The organism is Streptococcus sp. XMC, assembly GCF_021341835.1.
GTDB lineage: Bacteria > Bacillota > Bacilli > Lactobacillales > Streptococcaceae > Streptococcus.
The window spans coordinates 236,291-257,003 of the sequence record NZ_JAJTNQ010000001.1; the positions used below are offsets into that span (position 1 = coordinate 236,291).

Here is a 20,713-nt window from a genome sequence, read left to right on the forward strand (position 1 = left end):
TTTGATGGATTTCACTATATAAAAAACGCTTTTTGTGGTAAAATAATACAGATCATAAAAGGAGTGACAAAATGGTAGAACCTAAGTATAAACGTATTTTAATTAAGTTATCAGGTGAAGCGTTAGCCGGTGAACGGGGTGTCGGAATTGATATCAAAACGGTTCAAAAGATGGCCCTTGAAATCAGAGAAGTTCATGACCTTGGAATTGAAATTGCTCTCGTTATCGGTGGAGGAAATCTCTGGCGTGGAGAACCCGCGGCAGAAGCAGGTATGGATCGCGTTCAAGCAGATTACACTGGAATGCTTGGAACAGTTATGAATGCCTTGGTGATGGCAGATTCCCTTCAACAAGTTGGAGTGGATACGCGCGTTCAAACAGCTATTTCCATGCAACAAGTCGCTGAGCCATATATTCGTGGCCGTGCCCTTCGTCACTTAGAAAAAGAGCGCATCGTCATCTTTGGGGCAGGTATTGGTTCCCCATACTTCTCAACAGATACAACGGCTGCTCTTCGTGCCGCTGAAATTGAAGCAGACGCAATCTTGATGGCTAAGAATGGTGTTGACGGCGTTTATAATGCTGATCCAAAGAAAGACAAGACAGCTGTGAAGTTTGAAGAATTAACTCACCGTGATGTCATCAATAAAGGCCTTCGTATCATGGATTCGACAGCATCGACCATCTCAATGGACAATGATATTGACTTAGTCGTTTTCAACATGAATGAGCCAGGTAACATCAAACGCGTTGTCTTTGGAGAAAATATCGGTACTACCGTTTCTAATAATGTAGAAAAATAAGGAAGTTAGAGGAATAAAATGGCAAACCCAATCGTAGAAAAAGCTAAAGAAAGAATGTCTCAGTCTCACCAAAGTTTGGGACGTGAATTTGGAAGTATCCGGGCAGGTCGTGCAAACGCAAGTCTTTTGGACCGTATCTATGTTCAATATTACGGAGTTGATACTCCATTGAATCAAATCGCATCTATCACGATTCCAGAAGCCCGTGTGATGTTGATCACGCCTTTTGACAAGTCTTCATTGAAAGATATTGAGCACGCTTTGAATGCTTCTGACCTTGGTATTACTCCGGCTAACGATGGTTCGGTCATTCGCTTGGTCATCCCAGCTTTGACAGAAGAAACTCGTCGTGACTTGGCCAAAGAAGTGAAAAAAGTTGGTGAAAATGCTAAGGTAGCGATCCGTAACATCCGCCGTGATGCGATGGATGAAGCGAAGAAGCAAGAAAAAGCAAAAGAAATCACTGAAGATGAATTGAAGGGTCTTGAAAAAGAAATCCAAAAAGTAACGGATGATGCTGTGAAACATATCGATGAAATGACAGCTCACAAAGAAAAAGAATTGCTTGAAGTCTAATCATTTCCAGCAGTTTACAGAGGAAATGAACTCAGTTGGCACTGCTGGCTGGGTTTTATTTCCATTAAGGGGCTATTGATCATCATTAGCCAGAAAGAAGGAAGAAATGAATACCAATCTCGCACATGATATCGTGGGCCTTGTTACGGATGAGAATGACCGTTTTTACTTTGTCCAAAAGGATGGGCAAACCTATGCCTTGAACAAGTCTGAAGGAGAGCATGCTCTTGGAGAGTCTGTCAAGGGCTTTGCCTATACGGATATGAAGCAACGTTTGCGCCTGACCACACTTGAAGTCACAGCTCGTCAGGACCAATTTGGTTGGGGGACAGTGACAGAAGTTCGTAAGGACCTGGGTGTTTTTGTCGATACGGGTCTACCTGACAAGGAGATTGTCGTCTCTCTGGATATTTTGCCAGAGATCAAGGAACTATGGCCTAAAAAAGGTGATAAACTTTTTGTTCGCCTGGAAGTCGATAAAAAAGACCGGATTTGGGGTGTCTTGGCCTACCAAGAAGACTTCCAACGGATTGCTCGTCCAGCCTACAACAATATGCAGAATCAGAACTGGCCGGCTATCGTCTATCGCTTAAAACTTTCAGGGACCTTTGTTTACTTACCTGAGAACAATATGTTAGGCTTTATCCATCCAAGTGAGCGCTATGCAGAACCTCGTTTGGGACAAGTCCTAGATGCCCGGGTTATTGGTTTCCGAGAGGTGGATCGGACCTTGAATTTATCCTTGAAGCCACGCTCGTTTGAAATGCTGGAAAACGATGCACAGATGATTTTGGCATATTTAGAAAACAACGGAGGCTTTATGACCTTGAATGATAAGTCCTCCCCAGAAGAAATTAAGGCAACCTTTGGCATTTCCAAGGGGCAGTTCAAAAAGGCTCTGGGTGGCTTGATGAAAGCGAAAAAAATCAAGCAAGACCAGTTTGGAACGGAACTAATCTAAGAGGAGGCCTATGAGAAAATCATTTTACACTTGGCTGATGACAGAGCGCAATCCCAAAAGCAATGCTCCGAAAGCCTTGCTGGCTGATCTAGCTTTTCATGAGTCTGCCTTTCCAAAACATACAGATGATTTTGATGAGGTCAGCCGCTTTCTGGAAGAGCATGCCAGTTTCTCCTTTAATCTAGGAGATTTTGATGCAATCTGGGAAGAATACCTCAGTCATTAGTAACAGAAGATAGTGGTGAGCCGGGGATGGTCAATTCTCGGTCACTTTGTTATAATAGAGAAAACTTACAGAAATAGAGAGGTTCTTTATTTGAAAGAACATTCAATTGATATTCAATTAAGTCATCCAGATGATCTCTTCCATCTGTTTGGATCCAATGAGCGTCATTTGCGTTTGATGGAGCAAGAGTTGGATGTGATCATCCATGCTCGAACAGAAATTGTCCAGGTCATTGGTCAAGAAGAAGATTGCGAGAAAGCTAGACAAGTTATTGAGGCTTTGCTGATCTTGGTGAATCGTGGTATGACCATCGGGACGCCCGATGTCGTAACAGCTATTCAAATGGTCCGCAATGATGAGTTGGATAAGTTCGTCGCCTTGTATGAAGAAGAAATCATCAAGGATAGCTACGGCAAGCCCATTCGGGTCAAAACATTGGGGCAAAAGATTTATGTCGATAGTGTCAAGCACCATGATGTGACCTTTGGGATTGGACCAGCCGGGACAGGGAAAACCTTCCTAGCGGTGACCTTGGCTGTGACTGCCCTCAAGCGTGGTCAAGTCAAGCGGATCATTTTGACCCGTCCAGCTGTAGAAGCAGGAGAGAGCCTTGGTTTCCTTCCAGGAGATCTCAAGGAAAAAGTAGACCCTTATCTACGACCAGTCTATGATGCTCTTTATCAAATTTTAGGGAAAGACCAGACTACTCGGATGATGGAACGAGAAATTATTGAGATTGCTCCCTTGGCTTATATGCGGGGGCGGACCTTGGACGATGCTTTCGTCATTCTCGATGAAGCGCAAAATACAACTATCATGCAGATGAAGATGTTTTTGACCCGTCTTGGTTTTAACTCTAAGATGATTGTCAATGGAGATACCAGCCAGATTGACCTTCCGCGAAATGTCAAATCCGGCTTGATTGATGCTCAGGAGAAATTGAAGAACATTTCTCAGATTGACTTTGTGCATTTCTCTGCTAAGGATGTCGTTCGCCATCCGGTAGTTGCTGAAATTATCCGGGCCTATGAGCCCATCCCGAATCCAGTCCTCAAAGAAGAACCGGATGTGGAAGAAGAAGCAGAATAAAAGAAGAGGCAAAGATCTTATGATCTTTGCCTTAAATTGACGATAAAATCATCTTCTAGCCTTTCCTTAGGTGAGAACGGACGTCAGCGAACTTCTTCGAAGTTCCATGACTAATAATTGAGCCTAAGGTCTCAATTATTCCGAGTGCTTGAAACTAAATTGTTTCAGGCACTTTTCTCACGGCGGAAAGTCTCTGAAAATGATTTAAAAAAATCAAAACAACTTGTTTTTTCCAAAATTTTTTTAATTAGTTCATATGAAAAAGTAAGTTGCTTATTTTTTTTCGATGATAATTCTTTAAATATATGATAGTTTAAACCAATTCATCAATTGGTGTGAAGTTGCGTTCTAGCCCTTCTGCAACTGGTTGGCTTGTGATATGGCCTTGGTAAGTAGTGACCCCTTGGCGCAAGCCTTCATCAAGGGCGATGGCCTTATGGAAACCTTTGTCAGCCAAAGCTTCTACATAAGGTAGGGTCACGTTGGTGAGGGCGATGGTAGAAGTGCGAGCGACAGCCCCTGGGATATTGGCAACGGCATAGTGGAGCACGCCATGTTTTTCGTAAACTGGCTCCGTATGCGTTGTCACACGGTCTGCTGTTTCAATAACCCCACCTTGGTCCACAGCTACGTCCACGATGACAGAACCGGGACGCATTTGTTTGACCATATCGTCTGTCACTAATTTAGGAGCTTTAGCTCCAGGGATCAAGACAGCCCCGATGACAACATCGGCATCACGTACACTGGCTTCGATATTAAATGGATTGGACATAAGGGTTTGGATTTGGTGACCAAAGACATCTTCTAGAACAGACAAACGTTTGGCACTGATATCTAAGATGGTAACCTGGGCACCGAGTCCAAGAGCGATCCTAGCAGCATGGGTTCCAACGACCCCACCACCTATGATGGTGACTTTCCCTTTAGGAACACCAGGTACCCCACCTAGGAGGACACCAGATCCACCTTCTTGTTTGGTCAGGAAGTGAGCACCGATTTGCACGGCCATCCGTCCAGCAACCTCACTCATTGGCACCAAGAGTGGCAACTGTCCATCTAAGTCACGAACGGTTTCGTAGGCCACCCCTGTTGTTTTAGCTGAGACCATAGCGTCCGCTAATTCTGGTGCAGCAGCCATGTGCAAGTAGGTGAAGAGCAAGAGGTCCTCACGAAGGAAGTCGTATTCTTCAGCGAGGGGTTCTTTGACCTTGACCACCAATTCAGCTGACCAAGCTTCTGCAGCAGTCGCTACAATAGTCGCTCCTTGTTTGGCGTAATCTTCATCGCCAAAGCCAGAACCAAGTCCGGCATTTGTTTCTACCAAAACGTGATGACCTTTCTTCACCAAGCTTTGTACGCCTGCAGGAGTCAAACCGACCCGATTTTCGTTGTTTTTAATTTCTTTAGGAATTCCAATGAGCATTCTTGCCTCCTTGCTCAGATTTTGGTGTGAAAAGGCCATTGGTGTGAGATTGCTCTCTTGACTCAATGACCTTTTCACTCCTTATCCGATTGTTTTGATTGATTTTATTGTATAGAAAAGTGGGTTAAAAAGCAAGAAAAATTTGAGCTTGCCTTCCTTTATGTTATTTGCTAAACTAATCCCTAAAGAAGGAGTGTCAAATGTAAAATTTATATGTGAAGTTAGCGGCTTATCGTGAAGTGGAGACAGAGCGTTTGCACTTGCGTCCGGTCACTCTTGAAGACGCACCGGCTATGTTTGAGTATGCTTCTGATGAAACAGTTACGCGCTATACCTTTCCAACCAATCAGAGTCTAGGAGAGACGCGTAATAATATTGCCCTATTTTACCTAGCGAGCCCACTTGGCAGATGGGGGATCGAGCTCAAAGAAAATTGAAAATTTATCGGGACGATTGATTTACTGGATTTGGATCTTTGTCTGAAGAAGGGGAGTATCGACTATGTTCTGAATAAAGACTATTGGAACCAAGGTCTTGCGACAGAAGCTACAAAGGCAATCATTGCCTTGGCTTTTGAACAGTTAGGGATGAACAAGCTCCTTGCCGTTCATGATAAGGACAACCCAGCTTCTGGCCGGGTGATGGCCAAATCAGGGATGAAATTTTCTCACGAGGAGCCCTACGCGATGCTAGACCTGCATGAAGAAGGGCGAATGGTGACGAGAGTCCATTATGTCCTCACAAAGGAAGAATATTTGGCAGAAAAATGAGTCAGGATATTGACAAAAGACCTATCTCCATGATATAGTAGATAGGTACTGCTGGTTTAGCTCAGTCGGTAGAGCGCATCCATGGTAAGGATGAGGTCGCCGGTTCAATCCCGGCAACTAGCATAGCAGAAGAGAGAAGCTTAGAGAGGATCTAGGCTTCTTTTTTGTGCTTTAATTTCTAATTGAGTGCCTATTTATGGATCTTTTTTCAACAATTTTCAAAAAAACGTTGACAAGCACAGAAATCCGTGGTAAAGTTAGAACAACAAAGAGAAAGGAGAAAACCATCATGAACAAAGTAGATGTTTTGATGACACAATTGAATACACAGCTTCTCCAATCTCAGTTGAGTTCTATGTAAAAATTGAATGAAACCCAAGATGGAGGAGTCTGTCTTGGGTTTTTTGTATGCATTTTTGCCTGCCTTAACTGAATTGGTGACAGGCATCAGAAGGCCCAAGTGTGGACTGAGCACGTACTCAGCTCCTACTTGGGTTTTTTCTGTGCCAAAATGAAAGGGGAGAAGATGATAGGAGCTTTATGGAAGTACATCTGGGAGCATAAGTGGCTGTATCTCAGCATTGCTGTGGTCCTAGTGATTTATGATTATACAATTTTAATACCGACACAGGTCATTCAACGACTAGTCGACCAGCTGAGCAAGCAGACCTTGACTCAGGCAAGTTTTACGAGAGATATTGCTCTCTTGTTGGGAGCTACTTTTTTAAATTACATTTCCGCTTACTACTGGCATCTGAAGTTGTTTCAAGCTTCGGTCCATTACAAGGCCAGGCTACAGGGGCAAGCTTTTCGTAAGCTCGTAGCCATGAGACGGCCATTTTATGAAAAGTTTCGCTCAGGGGATCTCCTGACTCGATTTACCACAGATGTGGATGGGATGATGGGGATGGTCGGCTATGGAATGCTCATTGTCCTTTATGGGGGAGGTTTGTTCCTCTTTATTATTCCAGCTATGTTCTTGATTTCCTGGCAGTTGAGTTTGATTTCCTTTATTCCTATGAGTTTTCTGGTTTTATCAACCTATCTCCTTGGGAAAAAGGAAGAGGTCTATGTAGATGAAAACCGTGATGCCGTTGCTCACTTGAATGATGAGGTCCTAGAATCTATCGAAGGGATTCGGGTAATGCGGGCCTATAGTCGCAAGGAGCATCAGGTGCGACAATTTCAAGGGCGGACAGAAAGTTTGGCCAAGACGGGTGATAAGATCGCCTCTATTCAAAATGCCTTTGGTCCTTTTGCCCTCTTCTTTGTCGGGGTTTCAACCGTCCTTCTTTTGGTCTGTGGGGGCCATTTCTTGAAAACTGGACAGATTAGCTTGGGTCAACTGCTAGGTCTAGAATTGTATCTAGTGGCCTTGATTGAGCCGATGTGGATGCTAGCAGATTTCATCCTTGTCTATCAAACAGCTAAGACCTCCCACAAAAAGTTGTCAGAATTGGTCGAAGAGGATGATGACTTGGAAAGAGATGGGGACGATTGGTTAGAGGAACTGAATGAGGTAGTTTTCGAAAATTATTCCTTTACCTATCCGATGGCGGAGAAGGAGAGTCTTTCGCAGATTTCTTTGCTGTTCAATAAAGGGCAAACCATTGGGATTGTGGGTCGAACAGGAGCAGGAAAGACAAGCTTGGTCCGTCAATTTTTACGACAATACCCACTTGGGCAAGGGACATTTACCATTAATGGGAAGTCCGTTACACGCTATGTGAGACGCTCTATTGAGGAAAAAATCGGTTATGTCTCTCAGGAACACATCCTATTTTCGAAGTCTATTTTAGAAAACATTTCCCTTGGTAAGAAGGGGGCTAGTCAAGAGGAAATCATGGATGCTATCGCTCAGGCAGCCTTTGCAGATGATTTGGAACGGATGTCGGATGGCCTGGATACTTTGATCGGAGAAAAGGGAGTATCCGTATCGGGAGGGCAGAAGCAGCGGATTTCTCTGGCACGTGCCTTTTTACGTGATGCCCAGTTGCTCCTCTTGGATGATTCTTTATCCGCAGTGGATGCCAAGACGGAACAGGCCATTATTGAGACCATTCAAAGAGAGCGACAAGGAAAGACAACCTTGATAGTCTCCCACCGTCTCTCAGCTGTCCATCAGGCAGATTGGATCCTTGTGTTAGATCAAGGACGGATTGTAGAAGAAGGAACAGCTAGTGATTTACTGGCTCAAGAAGGTTGGTATTATGAACAATACCAACGGCAACAAAGACAGGAAGGAGAATAAGATGGGTATTTTAAAACGACTGTTACAAAAACTATCCCTTTTTCCTGGTATTTTTGGGCTAGGTTTCATCTGTCTTTTGCTGGCAACGATTTTGTCAGATCTATCGCCATTTATTCTACAAAAAATGATTGATGGTCCCTTGACAGCCTTGAGTCAGGGAGGAGAGTTAGGAGCACTCTATCCTATGGGTGTCCTCTATCTAATTGTTTTGGCAGTGGGTCAGATTTTCAGTTATATAGGCAATCGGGTTTTGATCCATGGAGGCAATAAGGTAACTGCACAGCTACGCGATCAAGCCTTCCTCGTGATGCAACAACTACCGATTTCCTACTTTGATGACAAGCCAGCAGGGAAAATTGCTACACGAATTGTTAATGATACAGAGACCTTACGGACTCAATTTTACAATTCCTGCATGTATTTGGTGATTCATTTGATGCGTTTCTTCTTTATCATGGGAGTTCTCTTTACTATCAATCCCATGATGGGTCTCCTCTTATGCTTGATTTTCCCTATCTTTTACGGGATTCAGGCCTTGTATAAGCGCATGACGGACAAGCCCATGAAGGACTTCTTTGATTCCAGAAGTGAAATCAATACCCAGGTAAATGAACTGCTTCATGGAGCCAGTATGATCCAACTTTACGGACAAGAAGAGCGCGTAATTGAGGAGTTTGATCAGACGACTGAGAAGATGACTGTGGCTAATGATCGTTTGATCCTAGCAGACTCCATTGCCTCTTGGACCCTGACAGAATTCTTGAAATACATCGTCATTGCAGGAATTTTAACCATTGCAGGCCTATCCTATCTTGGGGGAGATTTGGGGATGACTGCAGGTTTCTTGTTTATCAATCTCAATTATGTCATTCAACTCTTTGATCTGATGGCCAATTTGATCCGTCGTCTACCGGATATCCGGCGCTCTCTTGAAACAGGGCAACGGGTCTTGACTTTCTTAGATGAAAAGGTAGAGGCAGATGCAACAGAAGAAATCCAAATAGATAGGGCAACTGTGGAGTTTAATCATGTCACTTTTGCCTATGAAGAAGGCAAGCCAGTTCTGAAGGATATTTCCATCCAAGCTCATCCGGGTCAAACTCTTGCCTTGGTTGGCCATACCGGTTCGGGTAAATCCTCCATTATGAACTTGCTCTATCGTTTCTATGATCCGCAGGAGGGGGAAATCCGGATCGACGGCCAGAATATTCGCCATTTCTCTAGAGAGAGTCTTCGCTCCCATATGGGAATTGTCTTACAGGATCCTTATCTGTTCTCAGGGACCATTGCTAGCAATGTGGCCATGAGTCAAACAGATATCGACCGTGATCGCGTCTTGGATGCTCTAAAACAGGTCGGTGCCCTACCTATGATCCAGAGATTAGAAAAGGGAATCGACCATCCAGTGGTTGAAAAGGGATCTGCCTTCTCAAGTGGAGAGCGTCAACTGATTTCTTTCGCTCGGACCCTCTACATGAACCCGAAAATTCTGATTCTGGACGAAGCAACCTCTCACATTGATACGGAGACAGAGGAGATCATTCAGAAGGCTATGGCAGTCTTACAGAAAGGCCGGACCACCTTTATTATTGCCCACCGCTTATCGACCATTCAAGATGCAGATCAGATCTTGCTTCTATCAGAAGGGCGCATTGTCGAACGTGGGCAACATGCAGACTTGATTGCCCATGGTGGCATCTATGCCCAGATGCAAGCTATCCAACAGACGGTTGAATAAAAGGGCATTCTTCAAATAGTAAAAGTAGCGTGTATTCTAGTATATACGCTATTTTTATGCTATAATTGAAATGATAGTGAGGTGATCCAAGATGTATATTGAGATGGTTGATGAGACCGGTCAAGTCTCTGAAGAAATGATCAAACAAACCCAGGAAATTTTAGAATTTGCTGCAAAAAAATTGGGCAAAGAAGACAAGGAAATGGCAGTGACCTTTGTAACCAACGAACGTAGCCATGAATTGAACTTGGAATACCGAGACACGGATCGCCCAACGGATGTGATCAGTCTGGAATACAAACCAGAGATGGACATTGCTTTTTCGGAAGAAGATTTAGAAGATCACCCAGAGTTAGCAGAAATGATGGCTGAATTCGATACCTATATTGGAGAGCTCTTTATTTCTGTAGACAAGGCGCGTGAGCAAGCGGCTGAGTATGGCCACAGTTTTGAGCGCGAAATGGGCTTTTTAGCAGTGCATGGCTTCCTTCATATCAACGGTTATGATCACTATACGCCGGAAGAAGAAAAGGAAATGTTTGGCTTACAGGAAGAGATTTTGACAGCCTATGGACTCACAAGACAATAAACGAAAATGGAAAAATCGAGAACTGATTGCCAGTCTTGAATTTGCTTTAACAGGGATTTTCACAGCCTTTAAAGAGGAACGAAATATGCGTAAGCATGCACTTTCAGCTATCTTAGCGATTGTTGCAGGCTTCCTTTTTGGCATTTCAGCAACAGAGTGGCTCTTTCTACTCTTAAGTGTTTCTTTGGTCATTGCCTTTGAAATCATGAATTCTGCTCTTGAAAATGTAGTGGATTTGGCGAGCGATTACCATTTCTCCATGCTGGCAAAGAATGCCAAGGATATGGCGGCAGGAGCGGTTCTCGTTATTTCGGGCTTTGCCTTTGTGACAGGTCTCATTATATTTGTGCCCAAGTTGTGGGCTTTGGTATTTGGATAAGAGGGAGACTTCCCTCATGAAAGGAAACTATGACATTTAAATCAGGCTTTGTAGCCATTTTAGGACGTCCCAATGTCGGGAAGTCAACTTTTTTGAACCACGTCATGGGGCAAAAAATTGCTATCATGAGTGACAAGGCGCAGACAACGCGCAACAAGATTATGGGAATCTACACGACCGATAAGGAACAGATCGTCTTTATCGATACCCCAGGGATTCACAAACCAAAGACAGCGCTTGGAGACTTCATGGTAGAGTCTGCCTATAGCACCCTTCGAGAAGTCGATACCGTTCTCTTTATGGTGCCAGCAGACGAGCCACGTGGTAAAGGCGATGACATGATCATCGAGCGCCTCAAGGCTGCTAAGGTACCGGTTATTCTGGTGGTCAACAAGATCGACAAGGTGCACCCTGATCAACTCTTGGCGCAAATCGATGACTTCCGTAGTCAGATGGAGTTCAAGGAAATCGTGCCGATTTCAGCCCTTCAAGGAAACAATGTTTCGCATTTGATTGATATTTTGAGCGAAAACTTAGAAGAAGGTTTCCAATATTTCCCTGCTGATCAAATCACTGACCACCCAGAGCGCTTCCTGGTCTCTGAAATGATCCGTGAGAAGGTCTTGCACTTAACGCGGGAAGAAATTCCCCACTCTGTTGCCGTAGTGGTGGATTCTATGAAGCGGGATGAAGAGACAGATAAGGTTCATATCCGTGCAACCATCATGGTCGAGCGCGATAGCCAAAAAGGCATTGTGATTGGTAAAGGTGGGGCCATGCTCAAGAAGATCGGAACCCTTGCGCGGAAGGATATTGAGCTCATGCTTGGGGATAAGGTCTTCCTAGAAACCTGGGTGAAAGTCAAGAAAAATTGGCGGGATAAAAAATTGGATCTTGCTGATTTCGGATACAACGAAAAAGAATATTAATAAGAGGTGGGCAGAAGCCTGCTTCTTGTTTTTAGAGAAGGAGAAGCTATGCCTGAATTACCAGAAGTAGAGACGGTCCGACGCGGTCTTGAGAAATTAATTCTTGGAAAAACCATTCAGTCAGTGGAAGTAAAATATCCTAAGATGATTCATACGGATCTAGATGCTTTTTGTCAAGATCTTCCAGGTCAAGAAATTCGGGCCATGGGGCGCCGTGGGAAATACCTTTTATTTTATCTGACGGATCTGGTCCTCATCTCGCATTTGCGGATGGAAGGCAAGTGTTTCTTTTATCCAGACGAGGTTCCTCTTCGCAAGCATGCCCATGTCTTCTTTCATTTTACAGATGGTAGCACTCTGGTCTATGAAGATGTCCGCAAGTTTGGGACCATGGAAGTCCTAGTACCTGAGCTTGTCGACAGCTATTTTTTGGCGAAAAAAATTGGTCCAGAGCCGACGGAAGCGGATTTTAAAGACCCAGCCTTCCAAGCAGCTCTTAAAAAATCAAAGAAACCCATTAAATCAGCTCTTTTAGACCAAAAATTAGTAGCTGGTTTGGGCAATATTTATGTGGATGAGGTTCTTTATCGAGCCAAGGTTCATCCAGCCCGTTTGGGTCAAAGCTTGACTGCTAGAGAAGCCAAAGCCGTTCGCAAAGAAACGATTGCCGTGCTTGCTCAGGCTGTTGAAAAGGGTGGTTCCACCATTCGCTCCTACAGCAATGCATTTGGTGAGGATGGCACCATGCAGGAAGAACACCAGGTCTATGGGAAAACAGGCCAGCCTTGTTTGCGCTGCGGGACTCCGATTGAGAAAATCCAGCTGGGGGGACGCGGAACCCATTTTTGCCCCCACTGTCAAAAGGAGAACTAGATGGCAAGAATCATCGGATTAACAGGAGGAATTGCTTCAGGAAAGTCTACTGTCACCTCCTATTTGAGAGAAAAAGGATATCCTGTCATTGATGCTGATCAAGTAGTCCATGATTTGCAGGCACCAGGTGGAGAACTCTATCAAGCTTTGGTAGATCATTTTGGAAGGGACATCCTTCTAGATACAGGAGACTTGAATCGTCCTGCTCTGGCTCAACGCATCTTTTCAAGCCAGAAAGAGATTGCCTGGTCCAACCAAGTACAAGGGGACATCATTCGCAAAGCTCTGGCGCGAGAACGGGACCGACAAGCTGCAACAGAAGACATCTTTTTCATGGATATCCCCTTGTTAATCGAGCAGGGATATCTGGACTGGTTTGACCAAGTCTGGCTGGTATATGTGACGGAAGATACTCAGTTAGAACGTTTGATGGAGCGCAATGCCTTAACAGAGGTCCAGGCGCGCGATCGTTTAGCAGCCCAGATGCCTCTAGATGAGAAAAAAACTCTTGTCGATCTCGTGATCGATAACAATAGCCAGCGTGATCACCTCTATCAGGAAATCGATCGTGCTTTAGAACAAATAGAAAGAAGATGATCCTATTTCACTGGAAATCAATTGGCGTAAAAATCTTTTTATTGCCTGGATTGGCTGCTTTTTCGTAGGTGCTAGTCTTTCGTTAGTGGTTCCCTTTATGGCTCTATTTGTGGAGGAATTGGGGGTGAAAGGTCCGGCAGTTCCTTTTTATGCTGGGATTGCAGTCGCCTCCTCCTCTTTGACTTCCGCTCTAATGGCCCCAATCTGGGGGAGTTTGGCGGACCGTTATGGTCGGAAACCCATGATGTTGAGAGCCTCGATTGCTATGACCTTGACCATGGGAGGAATTGCTTTTGTCCCTTCCGTCTTTTGGTTGCTGCTCCTACGCTTATTAAATGGTGTCTTCTCAGGCTTTGTGCCTAATAGCACGGCTCTCATTGCCAGTCAGGTACCAAAGAATCAATCTGGATATGCTCTAGGAACCTTATCGACGGGAACCGTTGCCGGTACCTTGATGGGCCCCTTGTTGGGGGGATTGATCGCAGAGCAATTTGGTATGCGGAATGTCTTTCTCCTCGTTGGTTTTTTCCTCTTTCTTGTCTCTGTCTTGACTTGGTGGGGCATTGAGGAAGACTACCAACAAATATCGAAAGAGGAGCACCTTTCAAGCTGGGAATTACTGGCTTCTATCCAGCATAAGGACATTTTACTGGGCCTCTTTTTGACCAGTATGACCATTCAGATGATCGGTCAGTCCATTTCTCCCATTCTTCCACTCTATGTGAGAGAACTTGGCCAGAGCGACAATGTTATTTTTGTATCTGGACTGATCGTATCAGCGATGGGGATTTCCAGTATCCTAACATCGGGATGGATGGGAAAGCTCGGAGATAAAATTGGCAACCATCGCCTCTTACTTTTATCTCTTCTCTATAGTGGCATCCTCTACATCTTCTGTGCCCTTGCTCAGACCCCTTTTCAATTAGGCCTTCTTCGCTTCCTATTTGGAATTGGAACAGGAGCCTTAATGCCCGGAGTGACGGCTCTCTTAAACCGCATGACTCCCAAGGAAGGAATTTCTCGGATTTTTAGTTACAATCAGCTCTTCTTTTATGTTGGGGGAGTTCTTGGTCCCCTGATGGGCTCTAGTATTGCCATGCATGTCAATTACCATTGGGTATTCTATGGGACTGCTATCCTAGCCTTTATAGATTTGGCCTTCCTTTTATTCATCTTTAGAAAGTATTTGAAAGTGAGAGAAATCAGTGCGCATTAAAGTACAACTAACCTGCACGAGCTGTGGTAGTCAGAATTATTTGACAAGTAAAAATATGAAGACACACCCTGAAAAAATTGAAGTTTTGAAGTATTGTCCCAAAGAGAGAAAAGTGACATTACATCTTGAAACAAAATGATTTTTATGGTAAAATAGATAAGATTTTAAGGAGTTTTTTAATTATGACTAAACCGTTGATTACTATTTTATTGGTACTATCTGTATTAATTGTTATTGCTATCTTCATGCAACCAACTAAAAATCAATCTAGCAACGTATTCGATGCAAGCTCAAATGACTTATTCGAACGTTCAAAAGCTCGTGGATTCGAAGCAGTCATGCAACGTTTAACAGGAGTCATGATTTTCCTTTGGTTACTGATTGCGATGATTCTAATGGTATTATCCAGTAAATAAGATAGGCTTAGACATTGTCTTTGCCTATTTTTTCATCTATGGGTCGTTTGATAGGGAGTTTGTCACTTGTAAAGAAATCTCTCTGAAAGAAAGAAAATAAAGGAGGCTGGGTGACCAGCACAAGATATGAAAAGTAAAATTATTGATTATTTAAAACAGGAGGGAAAAGCTCAGGTTGATCAATTGGCTCAAGCCATTGGGAGTACTGACGCCAAAGGTTTTCGTGAACTGATTAAGACCATTTCGCTGATGGAGCGACGTCGTCAACTAACCTTTGAAGAAAATGGTTTTTTAAGTCTCCTTGATGCCAAGCCAAAAGGCGTCATTACTGTGAAAGGGATTTTCCATGCTCATAAGAGTGGCTTTGGATTTGTCAGCTTAGAGGGGGAAGAAGAGGACCTTTTTATTGGACGAAATGATGTCAACCATGCCATTGATGGGGATACAGTTGAGGTTGTAATCACCAAGGTCGCCGATCGGCAAAAGGGGACCGCGGCAGAGGGGAAAATCATTGATGTCTTGGAGCACAGCCTCCAAACAGTCGTCGGCCAAATCGTTTTGGATGAGGAAAAACCCAAATATGCAGGCTACATCCTTTCAAAGAATCAAAAGATTAGTCAACGCATTTACGTGAAAAAACCTGCCCTACAATTAGAGGGAACGGAAGTTCTCAAGGTAGCTATTGAACAGTATCCAAGTCGGAAGCACAACTACTTTATAGCCTCAGTACAAGATGTGGTTGGGCATGTGACAGATCCTGGGATCGATGTCTTGGAAGTTTTAGAGTCTATGGATATCGTCTCAGAATTTCCAGAAGCAGTCCTCAAAGAAGCAGAAAGCATCCCAGACCAGCCTAGTGAGAAGGATATGGAGGGACGTTTGGACCTTCGAGATGAAATCATCTTTACCATTGATGGTGCCGATGCCAAGGACTTGGATGATGCGGTTCACATCAAGCGCTTGGAAGGTGGGAATTTTGAGCTTGGCGTTCACATAGCAGATGTCTCTTATTATGTAACCGAAGGTTCTGCCTTGGACAAGGAAGCCCTCAACCGCGCGACCTCTGTCTATGTCACAGACCGGGTCGTGCCCATGTTACCTGAGCGTCTATCAAACGGGATTTGTTCCTTAAACCCTCAAGTGGATCGCTTGACCCAATCAGCCATTATGGAGATCGACCAGCGTGGTCGGGTCCTTCGCTACCAGATCACCCAAACGGTCATTAAAACGACTTTCCGTATGACCTATAGCGATGTCAATGAGATCATTGCTGGGGACCAGGAGAAGCGTGAGGAATACCAAGCTATTGTGCCAAGTATCGAAGCCATGGTTGCTCTTCATCAGATCTTAGAAGGAATGCGGGAAAAACGAGGAGCTCTGAACTTTGATACCAGTGAAGCAAAAATCCTAGTCAATCCTCAAGGAAAACCAGTAGACATCGTCTTGCGCCAACGTGGGGTTGCAGAACGGATGATTGAATCCTTCATGCTGATCGCCAATGAGACAGTAGCAGAGCATTTTGCCAAACGAAAACTTCCCTTTATTTACCGGATTCACGAAGAACCCAAAGCAGAGAAAGTGCAAAAGTTTATCGATTATGCTTCTAGTTTTGGCCTTCCAATTTATGGGACAGCTAGTTCCATGAGTCAGGAAACCTTGCAGGACATCATGAAGAAGGTAGAAGGGGAACCCTATGCTGATGTCTTGTCTATGATGTTGCTTCGTTCCATGCAACAAGCGCGTTATTCCGAGCACAACCACGGCCACTATGGGCTAGCAGCTGAGTTCTATACTCACTTCACCAGTCCGATTCGCCGGTATCCAGACTTATTAGTCCACCGCATGGTGCGAGAGTATGGAAAAGATTCTGAAGTAGCTAGTCATTTTGAACAGGTCATTCCAGATATTGCTAGCCAATCCTCTAGTCGGGAACGCCGCGCCATTGATGCCGAACGGGAAGTAGAAGCCATGAAGAAGGCAGAGTACATGGAAGACTATGTTGGCGAAGAGTACGATGCTTTGGTGTCCAGTGTCGTCAAGTTTGGTCTCTTTGTTGAATTGCCAAATACCGTAGAAGGTTTGATCCACATCACCACCTTACCTGGTTTTTATCATTTTAACGAGCGAGATTTGACCTTGCGTGGGGAAAAATCAGGCGTGACCTTCCGTGTCGGTCAGGAGATCCGAATCAGGGTCGAAAGAGCGGATAAGATGACTGGCGAGATTGATTTTTCTTATATCCCAAGTGAGCTGGATTTGATTGAAAAAGTCACTAAAACATCGGGTCGTAAAGATCGAAATGGACACTCTAAGCGCGCTTCTTCTAAGAAAGAAGAACGAAAGCAAGGAGGCATTAGAGAGAACAAGCGCAAGCATTCTTCAAAAGACAAGAAGAAAAAGAGTAAGAAACCTTTTTACAAGGAAGTAGCTAAGAAAGGAGCTAAGCATGGCAAAGGGCGAGGGAAAGGTCGTCGCACAAAATAAGAAAGCAAGCCACGATTATACAATTGTTGAAACCATTGAAGCAGGAATGGTCCTGACTGGTACAGAAATCAAGAGTGTTCGAGCAGCTCGTATCAACCTCAAGGATGGATTTGCCCAAGTCAAAAATGGGGAAGTCTGGCTCAGCAATGTTCATATTGCTCCCTATGAGGAAGGCAATATCTGGAACCAAGACCCAGAGCGTCGTCGCAAACTCTTGCTGCATAAGAAGCAAATTCAAAAGTTGGAGCAGGAGACTAAAGGAACAGGGATGACTCTAGTTCCCCTTAAGGTTTACCTTAAGGATGGCTACGCCAAGCTCTTGCTGGGCTTAGCCAAAGGGAAGCACGATTATGACAAACGTGAATCCATCAAACGGCGGGAGCAAAATCGTGACATTGCTCGTGTCATGAAGCAATACAATACGCGTTAAAGTAAGAAATAGGAACAGCTGAAGCAAGGGCTGAAAACTGTTCCTATTTTTAAATTTCCTTTCTTGAAACCGCTTGCATTATTATCTGGATAAGAGTATACTGAAGGTAGCGTTGGTATAGTTGTTTTTCGTCGGCTTGAAAATGATTTTCTAGCCTCTTTTGTAGTCATAAAGGAGATCGACTATGAGAAAACTACTGGTCAAACTGATGATTGCTTTGATGGCCTTTGCCTTGATTCCAGTTCAAGTTGCGCAGGCCTGCTCAGCCTTCATTGTTGGGAAGGAACTCACGACAGATGGTTCCATGCTCTTTGGGCGGACTGAAGACTATCCTTATGCTCCCGATGGTGGTCGCCACAATAAAACTTACGAAGTGGTACCTGCCAAAGACTATAAGGATGGGGATATGTTGGAGGACGAATCCAACGGCTTTGCTTATCCCCACTTGAGTCATGAAATGAAATATACCGCAACTTATGATGCAGCCCATGGAGATGGTTCCAACGGGAATTTCGGAGCACACGGCTTTAACGAAGCGGGCGTTTCCATGACTTCTACCGTATCTGCAACCCCACACGATAAGATTTTGGAAGCAGATCCACTTGTGAAAAATGGCTTGGCTGAAGCTGCTATGGTAGACTTGGTTCTCCCACGTGCCAAAACAGCTCGTGAAGGAATTGAGTTGGTTGCCAAGGTACTTGATGAAAAAGGATCTGCCGAAGGAAACATCATTGTCGTAGCAGATAAAGATGAACTCTGGTACATGGAAATCCTCTCTGGTCACCAATATGTAGCCATTAAATTCCCTCAAGACCGCTATGCCATCTTTGCCAATACCTACTATCTAGGACATGTGGATTTCAAGGACAAGGACAATGTCATTGCTTCAAAAGATGTGGAAGCAGTTGCTAAAAAGGCAGACCACTACAAGACTGATAAAGATGGTAACTTCCATATTGCAGACTCATATGGTCCAGATGAATATACCGAACGCAACCGCTCACGGACCTATGCAGGGATTACCTTGATGGATCCTAAAGCGGACATCAAATATGATGATAAGCACTTTGACCTCTTGCACAAACCAACGGATCCTTCTAAAAAGTATAGTCTAGAAGATGTTTTCGCTGAACAACGGAACCGGTTCGAACACCTCAAACAATACACACCAGATGACTTAGTGGAACCAGGTAAAGAAGTCGATACCAATAAATACAAATATGCTTTGGGAAATGAAAACGTCATTAACGCCCACGTATACCAAATTAAGAAGGACTTGCCAACACCATTTGGTGGTGTTGTTTGGTTAGGTCTCGCTCAAAGCCGGAACACGCCTTATGTGCCATTCTATGGTATTGTCAACGATACCTACGCACCATTCAAAGTTCGCTCTGCCAAATATGATCCAACTTCTTGGTATTGGGCTGTTTGGCATATTGACCAAATGGTCATGAAATACCCAGATCTATTTGGTAATAGCATCCAAGAGAAGTGGAAAGAATTGGAAAAAGGCTGGATCAAAGAACAAGCAGCTTTGGATCAAAAATACAGTGGACTCACTGATGACCAAGCGAAAGCTACTGCAGACGAAGTAACAAGTGACTCACTTAAACGTGCGGAAACTATCTTCAAACAAATCAAGCAAGTTGAAAGTGAGATGGAAGATAAGATTCGTACAGAAAAAGGTTTGGAAGCAGACTTTGTTTATGATGGCTATAACAAGGCCAATCTGGTCGCAGCAGCTCAAGCTAAAAAAGATGCATCGAAAGAGACAGAAAAGAAGGAAGAAACAGCTTCTAGTCAATCATCTAGCAAGGCAAGTGATTTAAACAGCAGTTTATCTGCCGTCTTAGGAGTTTTGGCACTTGCAGGATTTGGCTTGGCAGGTTTCTACTTTAAAAAATCAAAAAAGAATGAAAATGAAGAATAAGTAGACTGAGACTGCTAAATCAGCATCCTGCCTCAACTGGATTCTATGAGAGTGGAATAGAAGTCTTCACAAAAGGAGCTTGTAATTCCACTCTTTTTATTGTTATTTGCATGCAATTTTTGTATGATAGGGATAGATAGAAAGAAGGAGAAGAAACGGATGCCTGAAAAATTAATTGCTTATAAACGGATGCCTTTGTGGACCAAGGATACCATGCCTGAAGCAGTCCAAAGAAAACACAATACCAAAGTAGGTACTTGGGGAAAGATTACCGTTCTCAAAGGAAAACTCAAGTTTGTTGAGCTGACGGAAGATGGGGAAGAAGTAGCCAGCCATGTGTTTGAGGCAGGTGCGGATAACCCGATGGCACAACCTCAAGCTTGGCACCGCGTAGAGGCCCTTACAGATGATGTGGAATGGTTTTTGGAATTCTACTGTGAACCCAAAGATTATTTTCCCAAAAAATATAATAGCAATCCCGTCCATTCAGAAGTGCTAGAAGCCATGGAGTCCCTTTCTCCAGGCAAGGCCTTGGATTTGGGGTGTGGACAAGGACGAAACGCTCTCTTTTTAGCCCAACATGGCTTTGAAGTGACAGCAGTCGATCAAAATGAATTGGCCCTAGAGATCCTACAAAGTATTGTAGAGCAAGAAGATTTGGAAATGACTGTGGGACTCTATGATATCAACTCAGCGAACCTAAAACAAAGTTATGACTTGATTGTTTCAACGGTTGTCCTCATGTTCTTGCAAGCGGATCGCATTCCGGCGATTATTCGAAATATGCAAGACCAGACCAATCCAGGTGGCTATAACTTGATCGTTTGTGCCATGGATACAGAGGACTATCCTTGCCAGGTTCCTTTCTCCTTTACTTTTAAGGAAGGCGAGCTAGCAGACTACTACAAAGATTGGGAACTCGTTAAATACAATGAAAATCCAGGGCATCTGCACCGACGTGATGAAAATGGCAATCGAATTGCCTTACGCTTTGCGACCATGCTAGCCAAGAAAATATAAATAGCTCTCT

General features: G+C 44.0%; 20 protein-coding genes, 1 tRNA gene and 1 pseudogene. 21 read left to right on the forward strand and 1 reads right to left on the reverse strand.

The annotated features are described in order from the left end of the window. The first annotated feature begins 71 nt into the window (after positions 1–71). The 5 genes from pyrH (at position 72) to LXO72_RS01115 (ending at position 3,655) form a co-directional block, all read left to right on the forward strand. Complete coding sequence (gene pyrH / locus LXO72_RS01095; RefSeq protein WP_233331285.1) at positions 72–803, forward strand: UMP kinase; 732 nt, start codon at positions 72–74, stop codon at positions 801–803. A gap of 18 nt (positions 804–821) precedes the next feature. After that, a complete protein-coding gene (gene frr, locus LXO72_RS01100) occupies positions 822–1,379 on the forward strand; it encodes a ribosome recycling factor (protein WP_006595853.1) in 558 nt (185 codons plus the stop codon). 106 nt (positions 1,380–1,485) lie between these two features. After that, complete coding sequence (gene cvfB, locus LXO72_RS01105; RefSeq protein WP_233331286.1) at positions 1,486–2,340, forward strand: RNA-binding virulence regulatory protein CvfB; 855 nt, start codon at positions 1,486–1,488, stop codon at positions 2,338–2,340. Between the two features lie 10 nt (positions 2,341–2,350). Further along, complete coding sequence (locus LXO72_RS01110; protein ID WP_048717450.1) at positions 2,351–2,566, forward strand: YozE family protein; 216 nt, start codon at positions 2,351–2,353, stop codon at positions 2,564–2,566. A gap of 90 nt (positions 2,567–2,656) precedes the next feature. Then, positions 2,657–3,655 (forward strand): PhoH family protein, encoded by a 999-nt coding sequence (locus tag LXO72_RS01115; protein ID WP_233331287.1) that lies wholly within the window; start codon positions 2,657–2,659, stop codon positions 3,653–3,655. A gap of 313 nt (positions 3,656–3,968) precedes the next feature. On the opposite strand, the gene ald is transcribed toward LXO72_RS01115, so the two are convergent. Beyond that, positions 3,969–5,081, reverse strand: coding sequence for an alanine dehydrogenase (gene ald / locus LXO72_RS01120; protein ID WP_154857642.1), 1,113 nt, complete (start codon positions 5,079–5,081; stop codon positions 3,969–3,971). Between the two features lie 215 nt (positions 5,082–5,296). Here ald and LXO72_RS01125 point away from each other — a divergent pair. From LXO72_RS01125 to tehB, 16 genes and pseudogenes are all read left to right on the forward strand, one after another. Beyond that, a pseudogene (locus LXO72_RS01125) lies at positions 5,297–5,851 on the forward strand (GNAT family N-acetyltransferase). A 50-nt stretch (positions 5,852–5,901) separates the two neighbouring features. After that, positions 5,902–5,974 (forward strand) — tRNA-Thr (locus tag LXO72_RS01130). A gap of 403 nt (positions 5,975–6,377) precedes the next feature. After that, positions 6,378–8,102, forward strand: a complete 1,725-nt coding sequence (locus LXO72_RS01135) for an ABC transporter ATP-binding protein (RefSeq protein ID WP_233331288.1) — start codon at positions 6,378–6,380, stop codon at positions 8,100–8,102. Between the two features lies 1 nt (position 8,103). Continuing rightward, positions 8,104–9,840: an ABC transporter ATP-binding protein gene (locus LXO72_RS01140; protein ID WP_154857645.1), complete on the forward strand. Its 1,737-nt coding sequence runs from the start codon at positions 8,104–8,106 to the stop codon at positions 9,838–9,840. A 91-nt stretch (positions 9,841–9,931) separates the two neighbouring features. Continuing rightward, positions 9,932–10,429, forward strand: coding sequence for an rRNA maturation RNase YbeY (ybeY, locus tag LXO72_RS01145; RefSeq protein WP_048689623.1), 498 nt, complete (start codon positions 9,932–9,934; stop codon positions 10,427–10,429). Further along, the gene (locus tag LXO72_RS01150) at positions 10,410–10,808 is read left to right on the forward strand and encodes a diacylglycerol kinase family protein (RefSeq protein ID WP_048689618.1); all 399 of its coding nucleotides are present in this window, start codon (positions 10,410–10,412) and stop codon (positions 10,806–10,808) included. The genes ybeY and LXO72_RS01150 overlap by 20 nt, the downstream gene beginning before the upstream one ends. A 29-nt stretch (positions 10,809–10,837) precedes the next feature. Beyond that, positions 10,838–11,737 (forward strand): GTPase Era, encoded by a 900-nt coding sequence (gene era / locus LXO72_RS01155; RefSeq protein ID WP_048689615.1) that lies wholly within the window; start codon positions 10,838–10,840, stop codon positions 11,735–11,737. 48 nt (positions 11,738–11,785) lie between these two features. Further along, on the forward strand, positions 11,786–12,610 hold the full coding sequence (mutM, locus tag LXO72_RS01160; protein ID WP_233331289.1) for a DNA-formamidopyrimidine glycosylase: 825 nt from the start codon (positions 11,786–11,788) through the stop codon (positions 12,608–12,610). Next, positions 12,611–13,207: a dephospho-CoA kinase gene (gene coaE / locus LXO72_RS01165; RefSeq protein ID WP_048689609.1), complete on the forward strand. Its 597-nt coding sequence runs from the start codon at positions 12,611–12,613 to the stop codon at positions 13,205–13,207. A 16-nt stretch (positions 13,208–13,223) separates the two neighbouring features. Next, complete coding sequence (locus tag LXO72_RS01170) at positions 13,224–14,423, forward strand: multidrug efflux MFS transporter (protein WP_281281321.1); 1,200 nt, start codon at positions 13,224–13,226, stop codon at positions 14,421–14,423. Further along, a complete protein-coding gene (gene rpmG / locus LXO72_RS01175) occupies positions 14,413–14,562 on the forward strand; it encodes a 50S ribosomal protein L33 (RefSeq protein WP_081453577.1) in 150 nt (49 codons plus the stop codon). Before LXO72_RS01170 ends, rpmG begins: the two co-directional genes overlap by 11 nt. 43 nt (positions 14,563–14,605) lie before the next feature. Then, entirely contained in the window at positions 14,606–14,839 is a 234-nt protein-coding gene (gene secG / locus LXO72_RS01180) for a preprotein translocase subunit SecG (protein WP_048689602.1), read from the forward strand. Positions 14,840–14,965: 126 nt separating this feature from the next. Continuing rightward, on the forward strand, positions 14,966–17,323 hold the full coding sequence (rnr, locus tag LXO72_RS01185; protein WP_125329079.1) for a ribonuclease R: 2,358 nt from the start codon (positions 14,966–14,968) through the stop codon (positions 17,321–17,323). Further along, positions 17,286–17,753 carry an SsrA-binding protein SmpB gene (smpB, locus tag LXO72_RS01190; RefSeq protein WP_048689598.1) on the forward strand — a complete coding sequence of 156 codons (468 nt, stop codon included), beginning with the start codon at positions 17,286–17,288 and terminating at the stop codon, positions 17,751–17,753. The genes rnr and smpB overlap by 38 nt, the downstream gene beginning before the upstream one ends. Before the next feature lie 184 nt (positions 17,754–17,937). Next, complete coding sequence (locus tag LXO72_RS01195) at positions 17,938–19,683, forward strand: C69 family dipeptidase (protein ID WP_233331290.1); 1,746 nt, start codon at positions 17,938–17,940, stop codon at positions 19,681–19,683. Positions 19,684–19,842: 159 nt separating this feature from the next. Beyond that, positions 19,843–20,703 (forward strand): SAM-dependent methyltransferase TehB, encoded by an 861-nt coding sequence (tehB, locus tag LXO72_RS01200; RefSeq protein WP_048689588.1) that lies wholly within the window; start codon positions 19,843–19,845, stop codon positions 20,701–20,703. Positions 20,704–20,713 lie beyond the last annotated feature (10 nt).